This window comes from Flavicella sp. IMCC45668 (genome assembly GCF_057219105.1).
Window position 1 is genome coordinate 1,436,422 of sequence record NZ_CM170114.1, and the last position, 16,794, is coordinate 1,453,215.

Sequence of the window (16,794 nt, forward strand, 5' to 3'; positions counted from 1 at the left end):
TGCAGCCAAAAATAATTTTAGTCAAAAACGCTATGAAAAACATTTTTTCTCTAATCCTTTTGTGCTTCTGTTCAATTGCCATTGGTCAGACTCCTATCAAAATAAGTACTCATAATTATAAATTCTTAGAAGGTCCGGCTTGGGATGGAACTGAGTATATTTATTTTTCGGATTTAAATGATTTCAAAGTTTATAAATATTCTACGATTGACAACACATTTGAACTAGCGTTTACAATGAATACCAAACCAAACGGTCTCATGTTTGACTCAAACAAAGATCTAGTAATATGTGAATTTAGTGCAGGAAAAATTTCTAGACGCACTACATCAGGTACTTTTATTGAGTATTTAAGTGAAGGATATAATGGTACTCGTTTTGACAATGTGAATGATTTATGTATAGATGCTAAAGGTGGGGTTTACTTTACTGACCCTTCTGGGAGTAATTCACCCTACCAACCCGCAAGAAGAGTTTATTATATTACACATGATGGCATTTTAACCATTGTAGATGATGGAACCGGATACCTATACCCAAACGGAGTTTTGATTTCTAATGACGGGCAGCACTTATTTGTGAACGACTCACAATCCTATAACATCTTCAAATACGATATTGACTCACAAACCGGACATTTGAGTAGTAAGCATGTTTTTGCAACTTTAACAAATAACAATGATGGAGATAGTCTATCTAGAGCGGATGGAATGGCGTTGGACTCTGATGAAAATCTATACGTATCGTCAAAGGCTACCATTCAAGTTTTCAATAAGCAAGGAACACAAACCGGTACAATCAACTTTCCTACCAAAACAACCAATATGGTATTTGGAGGTAGCGATAAAAAAACGTTATACGTTACTGGTTGGAACGAGGTTTATAAAGTAACTATTTTTGATGAGGCCTCTGACTCTTTTGGTTTTCATCATCCATTTGATTTACCAGCATCAGAAGATTTATCTGTCAAGAGCCTGCTAAAAAACAACGCCATGAATCATTTTTTTCCTAACCCTACCTCAAACTATAAAACCAATATCAATATTGGAAATTCACAAATAGAAAACATCTCCATTTACAATAATTTAGGGAAATATTTAATGCCTAAAAAACATTCCATTAAAGGGAATATATTAGAATTAGAACTCAATCCTACTATTGATAAAGGAGTCTATATTGTCTCTCTTAAAACCAAACAAGGCAATTTTATAAATAGAAATATCATCATAAACTAACCAACAAGTACGTTAATGATAAACGCTCATATGTGTTCCAAATAAAACCATTTCAAATTCGAATCGATTTGCAATAAAGCTATTTTTGAGTATTCAAACCTAGTTTATGAAAATCACACTCAAAACACTATTCACCTTCTTATTTATAATCTCAATTCATTGTTGCTTTTCTCAAATAGCACCAAAGTTTAATAATAGGAAGACCATATGTTTTATTGGCAATAGCATTACACAGGATGGACGATATCATATGTTACTGCAAACCTATTTTGCTACAAGACACCCCAACATACATTTAAAATATATTAATTGTGGTATTTCTGGTGATGTTGCGGATGGTATGCTTGAGCGATTTGAATCAGATATCTTAATTCATAAGCCAAATTATGCCTTTCTAATGGTAGGTATGAACGATGTGCAACAATATTTATATAATCCCGATTTAAAAATTACGGACAATCTTTTAAAGAAACGTCAAAAAGCACTAGAAAACTACTATATAAAAACAGAAAAACTTGGGAATATTATAATAGAAAACGGAATTATTCCGATTTTCTTGACTCCTTCCATATATGACCAAACTGCAAAAATTGATTGTACAAATAATATCGGAGTGAATGATGCCCTTGAAAAATGTTCGATCCATATTAGAAAATTAGCTAAAAAACATGATGCTTTGCTCGTTGACCTTCAACCAGAGATGCTTCGTATTAACAAACTTGTTCAGAAAAAAAATCCATCAAAAACAATAATAAGTCAAGATAGAGTGCATCCAGGTGATACAGGCCATTTTATTATGATGCATACTATTCTAAATAGTATTGAAACACCCAATAAAATTTCTGAAATAAAAATTAACGCAAAAAAAAGAAAATTAATTTCGGTTAAAAACTCAGCAGTTACAATGTTACCTGACTCAATTAATTTGACATTCATGGTCAACAATAATTCGCTTCCATTTCCCCTAACAAAAAATTATAAAGCAGCCGAACAACTTGTCGATTTTACTAAAAATTACAATCAAGAAATTTTAAAAATAACGCAACTTAAAAAGGGAACCTATCAATTGACCATCGATAAAATTAAAATTGGATCCTTTACTTCAAAACAACTCCAACATGGAATTAATTTGAGCAACTATACGAACACACCACAAAGCATTCAAGCAAAAGATATAGCCGTATTATGTAAACGTTACCATAAAATAAATGGAGACTTACGAATCATCGGACTCATTGACTATAAAAACTTAAAAGACTATAATGGCACGAATGATCTTGAATCCAAAAAAAGTTATCTTAAAAATTTGGTTGCAAAACAAAAAGGAAAAAGTTGGTATAATTACATGATCAAAACCACCAATCGATATTTCGAGGTTGTTGAAAAAAAGGATGATCTATGTAAACAGTTAGAAGAAATACGTTTTAAAATTTACGCTATGAATACACCAAAAACACATAGATACAAATTATTGGTTATAAATGAATCACCTTAGTTCCTTCGTTAAAAAACCAACTATTTCAATACAAATCTATTCCTTTTTCAGCAATAAATCACAATACCAAAAGCCGGTATCCCAAGACGATTGATCTTTCTTTTCTTTGTAACAATTTTGGTCTTTATCCTTGGAGAAATTCCCACAATTATCATCTGAGGTATCCGTATTTGCTTTGTAGGTTCTAAGAACTTTTTCTCCAATTTCAAACGGAACCGGTTTGGAAAAAATTGGTCCATCAAAAACAAACGTGTGAAACTCTCCATTTTCACCACACACATCAACTTCATCAGGTAAATCAGCAATAAACTGTTCAGTTATCTCTCTTCCTACGAAACTTTCATCCAAGAGTTTGGCATTTACACAAACTGTAATAGCCTTAAAACCTAACTCTAAAAACTCCTTCAACAAAGCTTTTGTATCTATTTTCCATAAAGGATATACCCCTTCTATTCCAACTTCACTCAGCTTTTTATCCCTGTAAGCTTTTAAATCCTCTAAAAAAATATCACCAAAAACAGCATGTTTGTAGTCTGATTTTAAGATGTCCTCCATTGCCTCCTTCATGATTTTATCATATAAAGACATGGTCACATCTCCTGGAAAATGAATTTTCTGCAAAGGCAATCCAATCAACTCGGCTTGCTTATCCAACAATTCCTCTCTAAGACCATGCATTGAAACACGACCAAACTCTCCATTAATATTGGTCAATAATGTACCTATTTCAAAATCTTTTGCTTGCGTAATTTTATACAAGGCCAACGCAGAATCTTTTCCGGTACTCCAGTTAAAATAGGCTTTTTTCATCTTTACAACTTAAACAGGCTCTCCGTATAAATCAAAATCTCCAGCTTCAGTAATTCTTACGTTTACAAACTGTCCAACTTGAACATAATGCTTAGTTGCGTCTATCAATACTTCATTATCTACATCTGGTGAGTCAAATTCAGTTCTACCAATGAAATAATTCCCATCTTTTTTATCGAACAAACATTTGATCGTTTTACCAACCTTTTCCTGATTTAACTCAAATGAAATCTGAGATTGAATTTCCATAATTTCTGCAACTCGTGCCTCTTTCACATCTTCAGGCACATCATCATTCAACGTACCCGCATGCGTATTTTCTTCATGAGAATAAGCAAATGCTCCTAATCTATCAAACCTTGAATCAATCACCCATTGCTTTAATTCTTCAAAAATCTCTTCAGTTTCACCAGGATACCCAACTATTAATGTAGTTCTAATTGCCATTTCTGGTACTTCCTTACGGAATTCGTTAATTAGATTTACCGTTTTTTCATGAGTTGTCCCACGGCGCATTGATTGTAAAATTTCAGTATTGATATGCTGTAGCGGTATATCCAAATAATTACAAACTTTAGGTTCATTTCTCATGACGTCCAACACGTCTAATGGAAACCCTGCAGGAAACGCATAATGCAAACGAATCCATTCAATGCCCTCTACTTTTACTAATTCTTTTAACAATCCCGCTAACTCACGCTTTTTATAAATATCTAACCCATAATAAGTCAAGTCTTGGGCAATCAAAATTAATTCTTTGATTCCTTTCTCAGCCAATTTAGTAGCTTCAATGACCAATTCTTCAATTGGAGTTGATCTGTGCTTACCTCTCATGATAGGAATTGCACAAAAAGAACAAGGTCTATCACACCCTTCTGCTATCTTTAGATAAGCATAATGTTTAGGAGTTGTTGTCAAACGCTCACCAATCAGTTCATGTTTATAGTCAGCTTCTAAAACTTTCAATAAATTTGGCAAATCATGCGTACCAAAATACTCATCCACATCAGGGATTTCTTTCTCTAGATCTGGCTTATACCTTTCACTCAAACACCCCGTAACAAATACCTTATCAACCAAACCTTCAGCCTTTTTTTCAGCATAATGTAAAATCGTATTTACAGATTCTTCCTTCGCTTTACCAATAAAACCACAGGTATTGATTACCACAATATTCCCATCATCATTGGCATCCTCATGCACAACTTCTTTGTCATTAGCTTTCAACTGTCCCATTAACACCTCAGAATCATATACATTTTTTGAGCATCCAAGAGTTACTACATTGATTTTATTTTGCTTTGAAGACTTCGTTCTCATTGATTTGATATTTTAGACTGCAAAAATACTCATTACAAATAAGATTTAAGACAATAATTATAGAAACCTATAAACAAAAAAAAGAGCGCCATTAGGCACTCTTTTATATTCACTTTATAAATTTTCTATTTAAAGAAAGAATCTACAAATTCAACTTTATTAAAGACTTGTAAATCGTCAATGGCCTCACCAACTCCGATATATTTCACTGGAATTTTGAATTGATCTGAAATACCAATTACGACTCCTCCTTTTGCAGTACCGTCCAACTTAGTTACAGCTAAGGAACTAACCTCAGTAGCCAAGGTGAATTGTTTTGCCTGCTCAAAAGCATTTTGTCCTGTAGAACCATCTAACACCAATAACACTTCATGAGGAGCATCTGAAACCACTTTCTGCATTACCTTTTTAATTTTAGTCAACTCATTCATTAAGTTAACTTTATTATGCAACCTACCAGCCGTATCAATAATTACAACGTCTGCATTTTGCGCAACCGCAGATTTTAACGTATCAAATGCAACAGATGCCGGATCTGATCCCATTTCTTGACGCACAATAGGCACCTCAACTCTATCAGCCCATACCTGTAACTGATCAATAGCTGCTGCTCTAAATGTATCTGCTGCCCCTAAAACAACTTTTTTACCTTGTTTTTTAAATTGGGCCGATAGCTTTCCGATCGTTGTAGTTTTCCCTACGCCATTCACACCAACTACCATAATCACATGAGGTTTGTTAGTTTCAGGAATCGAAAATTCTGTTTCATTACCAAGATTTGTTTCAGAAAGTAAACCTGCAATTTCTTCTCTTAGAATTTCGTTTAACGCATTGGTACCAACATATTTGTCCTTTGCTACACGAGTTTCAATTCTTTCAATTATTTTCAATGTTGTCTCAACTCCTACATCTGATGCAATAAGCACCTCTTCTAGATCATCTAATACATCGGCATCTACTGTAGATTTACCTGCTACTGCAGTGGTCAACTTTTCAAAAAAACTAGTTTTTGTTTTTTCTAATCCTTTATCTAAAGTTTCTTTTTTTTCTTTTGAAAAAATCTTTTTAAAAAAGCTCATAAAATAATGTTAGTGAATTCAATTTTCTGATTCGCAATTGATTCAAAATTACGTAATAATATTAAATAAGAAAAGCTACTTCCAACAAATTGAAAGTAGCTTTAAATATCTTATATAAGCAAATTACTTTTTAGCTAAAAAGTCTTTCACTTTAGAAGGATCCATAATTGCTTCAACAAATGTATAAGCTCCTGTTTTTGGAGATTTTACCATTTTGATAGCTTTAGACAATCTTTTCGAACCTGTCTGTAACGTTGCTACTGATTTCTTTGCCATGTCTTACCTTATTTAATTTCTTTGTGAACAGTCATCTTCTTCAAGATTGGGTTGAATTTCTTCAATTCCATTCTATCAGGAGTATTTTTTTTATTCTTAGTCGTGATGTATCTAGAAGTACCTGGTTTCCCAGTAGCTTTGTGCTCAGTACATTCTAAAATTACCTGAATTCTATTTCCTTTTTTTGCCATCTCTATATATAATTTATAAGAAAAAAGATTATTTTATAAATCCTTTTGCTCTAGCTTCTTTTAATGCTGCTGAAATACCAACTTTATTGATATTTTTTAATGCAGAAGTAGATATTTTTAATGTAATCCATTTATCTTCTTCTGGTATGAAAAAACGCTTTGTAATTAAATTAGCGTTGAATTTTCTTTTTGTTCTATTCAATGCATGAGAAACATTGTTTCCTACCATTGCTTTTTTTCCTGTAAGTTCACAAACTCTAGACATCTTTAAAACTCTTTTATTGTTATTTTCTAAACGAGGTGCAAATTAACGATTAATTCTAGATACCACCAAACATTTTTCAATAGTTTTTTATAATTTCTTTTCTTAAAAGTTCCAAAGCTTTGTTAGAACTTCTATGAATTACCTTTTCTCTTGGTTTTCCAAAATTAAATTCCTCTGAATAAACCCCTGAATTTGATGCTATTGCAACACAAACCACACCAACTGATTTATCTGTCTCATCCGTTGTTGGTCCGGCATTTCCGGTAGTAGCAATTGCATAATCCGTATTGTGTTTTTTCAACATGCCAAAAGCCATCTCTTCCGCCACTTGAGTACTCACTATCGAAAACTGTTCAATAGTACTTGACTGAACCTCTAATTCTCTAATTTTCATCTCTTTTGTATAAGCTACCAAAGAGCCTTTAAAGAAGGCTGATGCACCAGGTTTTTCCGTTAATAAAGCAGTCAAATACCCCCCAGTACAACTTTCTGCAACTCCCAAAGTTTTATTACTATTCTTTAACAAAGAAGCTATAAGCTCCACGATACTTTGATCATCTTCATAGCCAACAATCAAATCCCCTAAGAGCTTTTGTAATTTCCCAACTTCCGTATCAATTGTAATTTCTACCACTTCCTTTTCAAAACCTTTTCCTGAAATTCTTAATTTCACCTTCCCTGGTGATGGCAGATACGCCAAACTTAGCATTTCAGGTAGCTCCTCTTCCCAAGTTTCTAATTTTTCTGCTAGAGCACTTTCTCCAATTCCGTAAGTAATAATAGCCTTATGTTGAATATAGGGTAGCGTAAATTTGTTTCTTAGAAATGGTAAAACTTGGTTTGTCATCAATCCCTTCATTTCAAAAGGAACTCCTGGCATACTGACAAAAATGGTTTCGTTTTCTTCGAAAAGCATTCCTGGCGCAGTCCCTAATTCATTAGGTAAAACCTTACACTTTGAAGGGACCAATCCTTGTAACCGGTTCAATTCTGAAAAAGGAATATTTCGTTTTGAAAACATACTTTTTACATGGTTTACTACCGCATCGTTCAAAACCAGTTCATCAGAGAAATATTTAGCAAATGTATGTTTTGTAATATCGTCTTTTGTTGGTCCTAAACCACCGGTTACCAAAACCACATCTACCCTATTCTGCGCAGCTTTTAAAGCGTTTAAAATATGCTCTTCATCATCTTGAATAGAGGTTACTTGGTGCACTGACACTCCAATCTTATTCAATTCTTTGGCCATCCATTGAGAATTGGTATCTACAATTTGACCAATTAAAATTTCATCGCCAATGGTAATTATTTCTACTTTCAAATTCTATCCTTTTTTAGAGCTACAAAAATACAGAAGTCTAGTTCATTTATAGAACTTTACCTCAAGAAACTTCTTTAATATTAAGGCATTTTTCTTCAGTATCCATCTTAATCTTCAAGTCAATTCCAAAAGTCTTTTTTACTTACTTAAAACACACATGAGTATTCTAAAATATATTTCTGCCAACATACATACTGTTAAAAGTCTTTTCTTCAAAACCTCTCATTTGCAAATCCAAAGAAAACAAACAAGGTTTTGTAATATTTAGATTCACAAGCTAACTATTCCTTCAAAAAAAAACGCCTAACAGACGTTAGGCGTTTTTTTATTTTATTTTCACTTCAAAACTCTTTTTCCCATCGAGCTCTCCAATTAAAATATCATTTTCTGCAACAGCTCCAACACCGGCCGGTGTACCTGTAAAAATAACATCCCCTTTTTTTAAGGTTAAATACTGCGACACATATGAAATCAACTCATCAATTTCCCAAATCATTTCATTTGTATTTCCTTCCTGCACAGTGCTTTCATTTTTTTTCATAGAAAAAGGAAGATTCTGTAAATCACCTAATGTTTCTTTAGCAACAAATTCTCCCATCACCGCGCTTCCGTCAAAAGCCTTTGCTTTTTCCCAAGGCAATCCTTTTTCTTTACAACTTTTTTGTACATCCCGTGCTGTAAAATCTATACCTAATCCAACTTCATCATAGTATTTATGAGCAAATTTAGGACTGATATGTTTTCCAACTTTGTTAATCTTCACCAAAACTTCAACCTCATAATGCACTTCATTAGAAAAAGTGGGAATAAAAAACGGCATCTTTTTCGGAAGTATTGCCGAATCCGGTTTTAAAAAAAACACAGGCTCTTCTGTTTTCTCATTTTTTAATTCTGCAATATGTTTTGCATAATTTCTGCCAATACAAATAATTTTCATCGCTTTAAATTTCGTTTTTACTCACCCGTCATTGGAAAAACAATTGCCTTGTTTCCATCCACAATTATCTGATTGTTTAAATGACAACCAACGGCTCTAGCCAAGACCATAGTCTCTATATCAGCTCCTATTTTTTTCAACGAATCAGCAGAACTCTCATGAGTTACCCTTTCTACTCCTTGTTCAATAATAGGTCCTTCATCTAACTCTTCTGTTGCATAATGTGCGGTAGCTCCAATTAATTTAACACCACGTTCATAGGCCCTCCTATATGGATTCGCTCCTTGAAAAGCAGGTAAAAACGAATGATGGATATTAATTATTTTGCTAGGATAATGATTTATAAAATCATTCGTCAATATTTGCATATAGCGTGCCATTACAATTAAATCAATCTGATTGCTATCGAATAATGAAATTAAATCTCTCTCCTGCTCTTTTCTCGTTTCCTTATTTACCGGTAAATAATGAAAAGGAATTCCAAACATATCTGCTACAGGCTTTAATTTTTCATGGTTACTAACCACCATTTTCACATCACACAGTAATTTACCTTCTTTATGTCTATGTAACAAATCATATAAATTATGACTTGTATGCGATACCATAATAGCTACCTTTTGCTTTTTACGCCCATAATCAACACTCCATGTTATTTGATAGGCCTCTGCCAAACGAGCAAAACGTTCTTCTAGCTGATCTTTACTCAATACAACCGAGGCATCAGAAGCAACTCTTAGTCTCATAAAAAATCGTTGTTCTTCCTCATTTGTATATTGCTGAGAACTTACAATATTAAATCCTTCTTGATAAAAAAAGTGAGTCAATTTGGCAATAATCCCTTTTTGATCCGGACATTTAATTAAAAATGTAACTATTTGTGGTTTCATTTATTTTAGCCTTTAGGTTTGTTAAGTATTAAGATTTTATTCTTACACTATATATTTTTTATCGAAGTTAGGTTTCCTTTTCTCTAAGAACGCATTTCGTCCTTCTTTTGCTTCATCTGTCATGTATGCCAAACGAGTTGCTTCACCCGCAAAAACTTGCTGACCAACCATACCATCATCTGTTAAATTCATCGCAAACTTCAGCATTTTTATAGACATCGGTGATTTTTCCAGAATTTCTTGAGCCCACTCATAGGCTGTATCCTCTAATTCATCATGAGGAATCACAGCATTAACCATCCCCATTTCATAGGCATCTTGTGCAGAATAATTTCTTCCCAAGAAAAATATTTCTCTCGCTTTTTTCTGTCCAACCATTTTGGCTAGATAAGCAGACCCATAACCACCGTCAAAACTAGTAACATCTGCGTCGGTTTGCTTAAAAATAGCATGTTCTTTACTGGCTAATGTCAAATCACATACCACATGTAAACTATGACCTCCACCTACTGCCCAACCAGGGACTACAGCAATCACAACCTTAGGCATAAAACGGATCAAACGTTGTACTTCAAGAATATTCAAACGATGCGAACCATCTTCTCCAACATAACCTTTATGACCACGTGCAGATTGATCTCCACCTGAACAAAAAGAATATACTCCATCTTTTGTTGAAGGACCTTCTGCAGACAATAAAATAACACCTATATCATTATCTTCTTGAGCATTGTAAAACGCATCATATAATTCAGAAGTTGTTCTTGGGCGAAACGCATTTCTTACATTGGGTCTATTAAATGCTATTCTGGCAACGTTGCCAGATTTATTATAAGTAATATCAGTATATGCTTCTCCTAAATGGCTTGAAGGCTTTACAGGTTGCCAATTTGCTTGTGTCATCTCTCTTATTTTTTGGATGTAAATATATAACTATTGAAAAAAACAGGGAAAGCTTTGGATTAAATTTTATAACATGAACTGTTTCTAAAAAACATTTTCATTTTTTCTTCGTTAACATAGTATAATATGTAAATTTGTCACCATCGAATGCTAGTGACGAGAAACTTTTTAAATTGATTTTCTATCACAGCAAAAAACGAAATATGTTGTACATTCGAAAACAAAAACTGCGATGCCTTCTTTTATGAAAAAAAACATTCTATTTTCTCTATTTTTATTTCTTTCATTAAAATTTTTCGCTCAAGAAATAACTGCAATAGACATTCATAGTACTTATCTGAATGAAATAAAAGTTGTTAAAATTTATATTCCAGAAGACTACAAAGAAAGCAGACAGCGTTATCCTTTAACGTTGGTCATTGATTCAGAAACTCTTTTTGATTCCTATGTAGCCGACGCAAAACTGTTTTCAAAAAACAAAGCCGTTCCAAAACAAATCATTCTTGGAATAACCCATTTTGCAAATTCTAATAAGTCGAGAGATTATGGTTTTAACATCCTCAACAGTTTTCCACATGAAAACAGTATGAATACTTTAAATTTCATCAAAGAAGAATTAATTCCAAGAATTAAAAGCGAATATAGAATTGCCTCTTTTAAAACGGTTGTAGCAAATGATTTAACGGCAAACTTTATTAACTATTTTATTTTTGATAATAAACCGCTATTCACTGGTTATATCGCAATCAACCCAGACCTTGCTCCGGACATGCCTGAATACATGAAAAACTACGCTGGACAAATCAAGGGAGACGACACTTACTATTATATGTCTCATGGAAATAATACAGAGCAAAAAAAACTCGAAACTATCAACGCTACAGATGTTGGAATGATGGGAGTTTCTAATGTTTATTTCAATTATCGATTTGAGAATTTTAAAAAGACAAATAATTTAATAAGCACCCCACAGGCAATTGCAAGTGCGCAGGAATATATTTTCTCTATGTATTCTCCTATTGACGATGAAGAATTTGAAAAAAATATTTCCTATTTATCTCCCCTTGCTGCGATGGAATACCTACAGTATAAATACGAAAACATAGAATATTTATTTGGAGAAAAAATTCCGATTCGCATTGATGACTTTGTACGCTTAGAATCTATAGTTCTAGACCAAGAAGAAGGAAAACATTTATTAGAATATGGAGAACTGGCTTTGAAAGTTCACCCTACAAGTCCACTTGGAAATTATTATAATGGTCAGTTTTATGAAAAATCTAAAGAATATGACGAGGCCTTATTGGAATACAAAAAAGGTTATGCCAAAATACCTGAAAGCTCTCCGAAAAGCATAGGATATTTTATGAACATAAAAAGGGTATTATCGCTTCAGAAACTTGAAGAAGAAGCGCTGAACGCACCAATAACAGAAGAAGAATTAGAAGAAGAAGATCCTATTGAAAACGATGAAGTTACAGAAGAAACGGGGGACAATGTGACTGAGCCAGAAAATGAATAATTTACTTATTCAATTCGTAAATCATTTTTGCTACCTTGGCTGAAGCCCCCGCACCACCAAGTTTTTCTTCAAGAATTGTATAATTGTTTAACAGTTCATCTCTGGTTGTACCACCGATTATTTTTTCAAATTCTAACTTTAAATTTTTCTTGTTAAAATCGTTCTGAATCAACTCTTTCACAACTTCTTTATCCATAATTAGATTAACCAAAGAAATAAACTTTAGTGTTATAATCCTTTTTGCTATTTGATAAGAGATATTGCTTCCTTTATAACATACTACTTGCGGAATTTTAAACAACGCTGTTTCTAGCGTTGCCGTACCTGAAGCTACTAACGCTGCTTTAGAAACCGATAACAAATCGTAGGTTCTGTTTGTGACAAAACTTACATTTTCAGTTTTAATAAACGTTTTATAAAAGTCAAAATCTTGACTTGGCGCACCGGCAATTACAAACTGATACTCTTTATAATCCTCCACTAGAGATAACATTACAGATAACATTTTTGTAATCTCCTGTTTTCTGCTCCCAGGCAACAAGGCTATTATTGGCTTTTCGTTTAATTTATTTTCTTCTCTAAAACTTTTATCATCCATCAATTTCCTATCAGCAATTGCGTCAATTAATGGGTGACCTACAAAATTTACATCATATTGATAGGTATTGTAAAATTCTTTTTCAAAGGGTAAGATCACAAACATATGATCAATATCTCTTTTAATATCAATTACACGCTTCGCTCTACTTGCCCAAACTTGAGGAGAGATATAATAATTAGTTTTAAAACCTTGTTGCTTTGCCCATTTGGCAATTCTTAGATTAAATCCAGAATAATCAATAAAAATCAATGCATCCGGTTGATACGCCGCAATATCATTTTTACAAAATTTTACATTTCCTAAAATTGTGGAAAGATTCATTAAAATCTCAACAAACCCCATAAAGGACAATTCTTTATAATGCTTCACCAAGGTACCTCCAACCCCCTGCATTAAATCACCTCCCCAAAATCTAAATTCTGCATTCGGATCTTCTTTTTTCAAAGCCTTCATCATATTAGATGCATGTAAATCTCCTGAAGCCTCCCCAGCGATGATGTAATATTTCATATTATATAAATTTTGTAAATAAGGTAATCAACGCAGTTAGTATGGTTGCTAATAAAACTCCTTTAGCCCTATTCTCTTGATTCTTTTTTAAATACACAAAAAACACAAAAATATTTGCCACGGCTCCTAAAGTAATAATTTGACCATACAAATCACCATCTTGAATCATTTCCCATGTAGTTATGAAATCATATTCTGAAAATAATTCCACATACAAATACACCCCAGATAATGTTGCAAACACAGCTACAAGAAATCCGATAAGTACTTCTTTTTGTTGTCTCATGCTACAAATCCCAATTATTTAATTTTGCGATAAAATGATGTGCTGTTAAATCAAACTGAACAGGTACAATGGAAACATAATTATTTTCCAATGCAAACTCATCCGTATCCTCTCCTCCATCTAAATTCTCAAACACTCCTGTCAACCAATAATATTCCTTTTTCATTGGATTCACACGCTTGTCAAACTTTTCATTCCAATTTGCTCTAGCTTGCCTCGCTATTTTTATCCCCTTGAACTTTTCTTCCGAAATTTTCGGGAAATTTACATTCAGCACAACTCCATCCGGCAAACCATTTTCTAAAACATTCTTGGCGATTTTTGCAACATACGGCTCAAGACCATTAAAATTTGCATCCCAATCATAATCCAACAAAGAAAAACCGATAGATGGCACTCCCTCTACACCTGCCTCTATTGCAGCACTCATAGTCCCCGAATAAATAACATTTATAGATGCGTTACTTCCATGGTTTATTCCAGAAACACATAAATCAGGCTTTCTTTTCATCACCTCTTTGATTCCAATTTTAACACAATCTGCAGGCGTACCAGAACAAGTATACTCTTCCACTCCCGATAGCTCTGATTTCATTTTTGTCAAATACAAAGTCGCGTCTAAAGTAATGGCATGTCCTTTACCACTTTGTGGTGTATCTGGCGCCACTACAACTACATCCCCTAAAGTTGTCATCACCTCAATTAACTTGCGAATTCCAGGTGCAGTAATTCCATCATCATTTGTTACTAAAATCAAGGGTCTATCAGCCATAAAAATATTTTAACAGCACAAATTTACTACAATTTTACAGGATAACAGATTGAATATTTAACATTTTCTAAAGATTAAATGCAACGCGTATTTTGTACTCTTGTATTCACAAGGTTGAAACTTATCAAATTCAATCATATTTTTCAGCATTTTAGCGTTTGATTACAAAAATTGAATGTATCTTAGTAGTTGCGAAATTCTGAAAGAGAAATTTACATTACACATTAAAATTCAAGCATTTGAAAAAATATATTTTTAGTCTTAAAAGAAAAGTACAAATTTTAGGAGCTCTTGTTGTTTTGGCAGGACTTTTAGTAGGTTTTACTTATGAACCAACAACAAACCCTGACCCTAAAAAAGACAAGGTACTCGTTGGAGTTTTGCGATATATCTTAAAAAATGGTCACTATGAACCTAAAGATATTGATGATGAGTTCTCTAAAGCAGTTTATACCAAATTTATAGATGAAATGGATCCTGTAAAAAGGTATTTCATAAAAAGTGATATTCATGATTTTGAACAATTCAAATATAAAATAGACGATCAACTAAAACGAGAAGATTTAAGCTTCTATACGTATGTTATGGAGCGTTTTGAATTGCGTTTGGAAGAATCTAGAACTTATTACAAAGAAATTTTATCGCAACCTTTTGATTTTGACAAAAAAGAAAAAATTGAAATGGATTATGATCAAATTGATTTTGCTAAAAACAAAAACATGCTGATTGATTCATGGAGAAAGCAAATGAAATTTAACGTACTGAACCGTTTGCAAACTTTAACCGTAATCGAAGAAGACAAAGCTAAAGAAGATAAAAAATACAAAAAAAGAGATTTTAAGACTTTAGAAATTGAAGCTAGAGAAAAAACCTTAGAAAACATTAACGATTTTTATGAGCGAATTACTGAATTAGACCATACAGATTGGTTTTCAACTTTTGTAAATTGCATGGTAGAGGAATTTGACCCTCATACCACCTACTTTGCCCCAAGAATAAAAGAACAATTTGACATCAATATATCTGGAAAGATAGAAGGTATTGGGGCTAGGCTACAAGAAAAAAATGATTACACAAAAATTGTGGAACTAATTTCTGGAGGACCAGCTTGGAAACAAGGTGATTTAGAAGTTGGAGATATTATTTTAAAAGTAGCACAGAAGGATTCTGAAAGTGTTGATATTGTAGGGATGCGTCTGGATGATGCTATCAAGTTGATCAAAGGAAAAAAAGGTACAGAAGTTATCTTAACCGTAAAAAAAGTAGACAATTCTATCCAACAAATCACTATCGTGAGAGATGTTGTAGAACTAGAAGAAACTTTTGTAAAATCAAGTATCGCGATCAAAGATGGTAAAAAGTATGGGGTAATCAATTTGCCTAAATTTTATATAGATTTTGAAAACCCGAATGGAAGAAATTCTGGTTCGGATATGGAAAAAGAAATCGAAGCACTGAAAAAAGAAAATATTGATGGCTTATTAATTGACCTTAGAAATAATGGTGGTGGATCATTAAAAACGGCTATAGATATTGGAGGGTTGTTTATTGAGAAAGGGCCAATCGTTCAAGTAAAATACAGGGATAATAAACCTTCTGTAAAAAAAGATTCAGATTCTGACATGCAATGGGACGGTTCTTTAGTGATTTTGGTAAATGAACTTTCTGCATCTGCCTCGGAAATATTAGCAGCAGCTATGCAAGATTACAAAAGAGCTGTAATTATTGGAAGCAAACAAACTTACGGAAAAGGAACCGTGCAAAATGTAATCCCACTGAACAAATATTACAATTATCCAGATGATTTAGGAGCTGTAAAATTAACAATTCAAAAATTCTACAGAATCAATGGGGGATCTACCCAATTGGAAGGCGTAAGATCAGATATTACAATGCCGGACAAATACAGCTATGTTGAAATTGGAGAAAGAGATCAAAAAAATCCGCTTGGCTGGGATAAAATAGCTAGAGCTAGTTACGAAGAAATGGATTTCTACAAAAATTTTGATGAAGTTATCAATAACAGTAAAAATAGAATTTCCAAAAACAAGGAATTTAACAAAATCAATGAGTATGCTATCTGGCTAAAAAACGCTCAAGACAATAATACATTCTCCTTAAATTTTGACACCTATTTAGAAGAAGATAAAAAACATCAATCTGAAATAGATCAATTTAAAGATGTTTTCAAACATGAATCAAAATTAAAATTTAGATCGCCAGAGAAAGAACTACCACTTATTGCTAAAGATAGTTCCTTAGCTGCCAAAAGAGAAGCTTGGCATGAAAACTTAACGAAAGACATCTATATTGATGAAGCTTTGAAAGTGTTGAGTGAATTGGAACCTAAAAAAAACAATCTTATTGCTAAAAAATAA

At 33.0% G+C, this 16,794-nt stretch carries 17 protein-coding genes; 4 read left to right on the plus strand and 13 right to left on the minus strand.

The features are described from left to right. The first annotated feature begins 32 nt into the window (after positions 1-32). Both AC2DZ0_RS06250 and AC2DZ0_RS06255 read left to right on the plus strand, forming a co-directional pair. Positions 33-1,235 carry an SMP-30/gluconolactonase/LRE family protein gene (locus AC2DZ0_RS06250; protein WP_484644406.1) on the plus strand — a complete coding sequence of 401 codons (1,203 nt, stop codon included), beginning with the start codon at positions 33-35 and terminating at the stop codon, positions 1,233-1,235. 106 nt (positions 1,236-1,341) lie between these two features. Continuing rightward, complete coding sequence (locus tag AC2DZ0_RS06255) at positions 1,342-2,730, plus strand: SGNH/GDSL hydrolase family protein (protein WP_484644408.1); 1,389 nt, start codon at positions 1,342-1,344, stop codon at positions 2,728-2,730. 36 nt (positions 2,731-2,766) lie between these two features. On the opposite strand, the gene AC2DZ0_RS06260 is transcribed toward AC2DZ0_RS06255, so the two are convergent. From AC2DZ0_RS06260 to AC2DZ0_RS06305, 10 genes are all read right to left on the minus strand, one after another. Beyond that, positions 2,767-3,540, minus strand: coding sequence for a Dph6-related ATP pyrophosphatase (locus AC2DZ0_RS06260; RefSeq protein ID WP_484644409.1), 774 nt, complete (start codon positions 3,538-3,540; stop codon positions 2,767-2,769). A 9-nt stretch (positions 3,541-3,549) separates the two neighbouring features. After that, positions 3,550-4,860 carry a 30S ribosomal protein S12 methylthiotransferase RimO gene (gene rimO / locus AC2DZ0_RS06265; protein WP_484644410.1) on the minus strand — a complete coding sequence of 437 codons (1,311 nt, stop codon included), beginning with the start codon at positions 4,858-4,860 and terminating at the stop codon, positions 3,550-3,552. A 125-nt stretch (positions 4,861-4,985) separates the two neighbouring features. After that, positions 4,986-5,939 carry a signal recognition particle-docking protein FtsY gene (ftsY, locus tag AC2DZ0_RS06270; protein WP_484644411.1) on the minus strand — a complete coding sequence of 318 codons (954 nt, stop codon included), beginning with the start codon at positions 5,937-5,939 and terminating at the stop codon, positions 4,986-4,988. A 123-nt stretch (positions 5,940-6,062) separates the two neighbouring features. Then, positions 6,063-6,215 (minus strand): DUF4295 domain-containing protein, encoded by a 153-nt coding sequence (locus tag AC2DZ0_RS06275; protein WP_300321342.1) that lies wholly within the window; start codon positions 6,213-6,215, stop codon positions 6,063-6,065. A gap of 8 nt (positions 6,216-6,223) precedes the next feature. After that, positions 6,224-6,406 carry a 50S ribosomal protein L33 gene (gene rpmG / locus AC2DZ0_RS06280; protein WP_152287890.1) on the minus strand — a complete coding sequence of 61 codons (183 nt, stop codon included), beginning with the start codon at positions 6,404-6,406 and terminating at the stop codon, positions 6,224-6,226. A 28-nt stretch (positions 6,407-6,434) separates the two neighbouring features. Then, positions 6,435-6,671 (minus strand): 50S ribosomal protein L28, encoded by a 237-nt coding sequence (gene rpmB / locus AC2DZ0_RS06285; protein WP_300321335.1) that lies wholly within the window; start codon positions 6,669-6,671, stop codon positions 6,435-6,437. 76 nt (positions 6,672-6,747) lie between these two features. Then, complete coding sequence (locus tag AC2DZ0_RS06290) at positions 6,748-7,995, minus strand: competence/damage-inducible protein A (RefSeq protein WP_484644413.1); 1,248 nt, start codon at positions 7,993-7,995, stop codon at positions 6,748-6,750. Positions 7,996-8,320: 325 nt separating this feature from the next. Beyond that, positions 8,321-8,932 carry a fumarylacetoacetate hydrolase family protein gene (locus AC2DZ0_RS06295; RefSeq protein ID WP_484644414.1) on the minus strand — a complete coding sequence of 204 codons (612 nt, stop codon included), beginning with the start codon at positions 8,930-8,932 and terminating at the stop codon, positions 8,321-8,323. Between the two features lie 17 nt (positions 8,933-8,949). Next, complete coding sequence (gene purU / locus AC2DZ0_RS06300) at positions 8,950-9,822, minus strand: formyltetrahydrofolate deformylase (protein ID WP_484644415.1); 873 nt, start codon at positions 9,820-9,822, stop codon at positions 8,950-8,952. Positions 9,823-9,864: 42 nt separating this feature from the next. Next, on the minus strand, positions 9,865-10,725 hold the full coding sequence (locus AC2DZ0_RS06305) for a 1,4-dihydroxy-2-naphthoyl-CoA synthase (protein WP_484492172.1): 861 nt from the start codon (positions 10,723-10,725) through the stop codon (positions 9,865-9,867). Between the two features lie 244 nt (positions 10,726-10,969). Here AC2DZ0_RS06305 and AC2DZ0_RS06310 point away from each other — a divergent pair, with 244 nt between their 5' ends. Further along, complete coding sequence (locus tag AC2DZ0_RS06310) at positions 10,970-12,247, plus strand: alpha/beta hydrolase (protein ID WP_484644417.1); 1,278 nt, start codon at positions 10,970-10,972, stop codon at positions 12,245-12,247. A 1-nt stretch (position 12,248) separates the two neighbouring features. Here AC2DZ0_RS06310 and lpxB read toward each other — a convergent pair whose 3' ends face one another. From lpxB to surE, 3 genes are read right to left on the minus strand one after another with little or no spacing between them, the layout of a single operon-like run. Further along, on the minus strand, positions 12,249-13,358 hold the full coding sequence (gene lpxB / locus AC2DZ0_RS06315) for a lipid-A-disaccharide synthase (RefSeq protein ID WP_484644418.1): 1,110 nt from the start codon (positions 13,356-13,358) through the stop codon (positions 12,249-12,251). Position 13,359: 1 nt separating this feature from the next. Then, complete coding sequence (locus tag AC2DZ0_RS06320) at positions 13,360-13,644, minus strand: hypothetical protein (protein WP_484492175.1); 285 nt, start codon at positions 13,642-13,644, stop codon at positions 13,360-13,362. 1 nt (position 13,645) lies between these two features. Beyond that, a complete protein-coding gene (surE, locus tag AC2DZ0_RS06325) occupies positions 13,646-14,416 on the minus strand; it encodes a 5'/3'-nucleotidase SurE (RefSeq protein ID WP_484644419.1) in 771 nt (256 codons plus the stop codon). A gap of 239 nt (positions 14,417-14,655) precedes the next feature. Between surE and AC2DZ0_RS06330 the strand changes: the two genes are divergently transcribed. Continuing rightward, on the plus strand, positions 14,656-16,794 hold the full coding sequence (locus tag AC2DZ0_RS06330) for a carboxy terminal-processing peptidase (protein WP_484644420.1): 2,139 nt from the start codon (positions 14,656-14,658) through the stop codon (positions 16,792-16,794).

What these genes read in the sequence shown, in the direction of transcription:
- AC2DZ0_RS06320 (WP_484492175.1), bottom strand. Translation starts at nt 13,644, where the DNA reads ATGAGACAACAAAAAGAAGTACTTATCGGATTTCTTGTAGCTGTGTTT.
- rpmB (WP_300321335.1), bottom strand. Translation starts at nt 6,671, where the DNA reads ATGTCTAGAGTTTGTGAACTTACAGGAAAAAAAGCAATGGTAGGAAAC.
- AC2DZ0_RS06310 (WP_484644417.1), top strand. Translation starts at nt 10,970, where the DNA reads ATGAAAAAAAACATTCTATTTTCTCTATTTTTATTTCTTTCATTAAAA.
- AC2DZ0_RS06305 (WP_484492172.1), bottom strand. Translation starts at nt 10,725, where the DNA reads ATGACACAAGCAAATTGGCAACCTGTAAAGCCTTCAAGCCATTTAGGA.
- AC2DZ0_RS06255 (WP_484644408.1), top strand. Translation starts at nt 1,342, where the DNA reads ATGAAAATCACACTCAAAACACTATTCACCTTCTTATTTATAATCTCA.
- AC2DZ0_RS06275 (WP_300321342.1), bottom strand. Translation starts at nt 6,215, where the DNA reads ATGGCAAAGAAATCAGTAGCAACGTTACAGACAGGTTCGAAAAGATTG.
- ftsY (WP_484644411.1), bottom strand. Translation starts at nt 5,939, where the DNA reads ATGAGCTTTTTTAAAAAGATTTTTTCAAAAGAAAAAAAAGAAACTTTA.
- purU (WP_484644415.1), bottom strand. Translation starts at nt 9,822, where the DNA reads ATGAAACCACAAATAGTTACATTTTTAATTAAATGTCCGGATCAAAAA.
- rimO (WP_484644410.1), bottom strand. Translation starts at nt 4,860, where the DNA reads ATGAGAACGAAGTCTTCAAAGCAAAATAAAATCAATGTAGTAACTCTT.
- AC2DZ0_RS06260 (WP_484644409.1), bottom strand. Translation starts at nt 3,540, where the DNA reads ATGAAAAAAGCCTATTTTAACTGGAGTACCGGAAAAGATTCTGCGTTG.
- rpmG (WP_152287890.1), bottom strand. Translation starts at nt 6,406, where the DNA reads ATGGCAAAAAAAGGAAATAGAATTCAGGTAATTTTAGAATGTACTGAG.
- AC2DZ0_RS06295 (WP_484644414.1), bottom strand. Translation starts at nt 8,932, where the DNA reads ATGAAAATTATTTGTATTGGCAGAAATTATGCAAAACATATTGCAGAA.
- AC2DZ0_RS06250 (WP_484644406.1), top strand. Translation starts at nt 33, where the DNA reads ATGAAAAACATTTTTTCTCTAATCCTTTTGTGCTTCTGTTCAATTGCC.
- lpxB (WP_484644418.1), bottom strand. Translation starts at nt 13,358, where the DNA reads ATGAAATATTACATCATCGCTGGGGAGGCTTCAGGAGATTTACATGCA.
- surE (WP_484644419.1), bottom strand. Translation starts at nt 14,416, where the DNA reads ATGGCTGATAGACCCTTGATTTTAGTAACAAATGATGATGGAATTACT.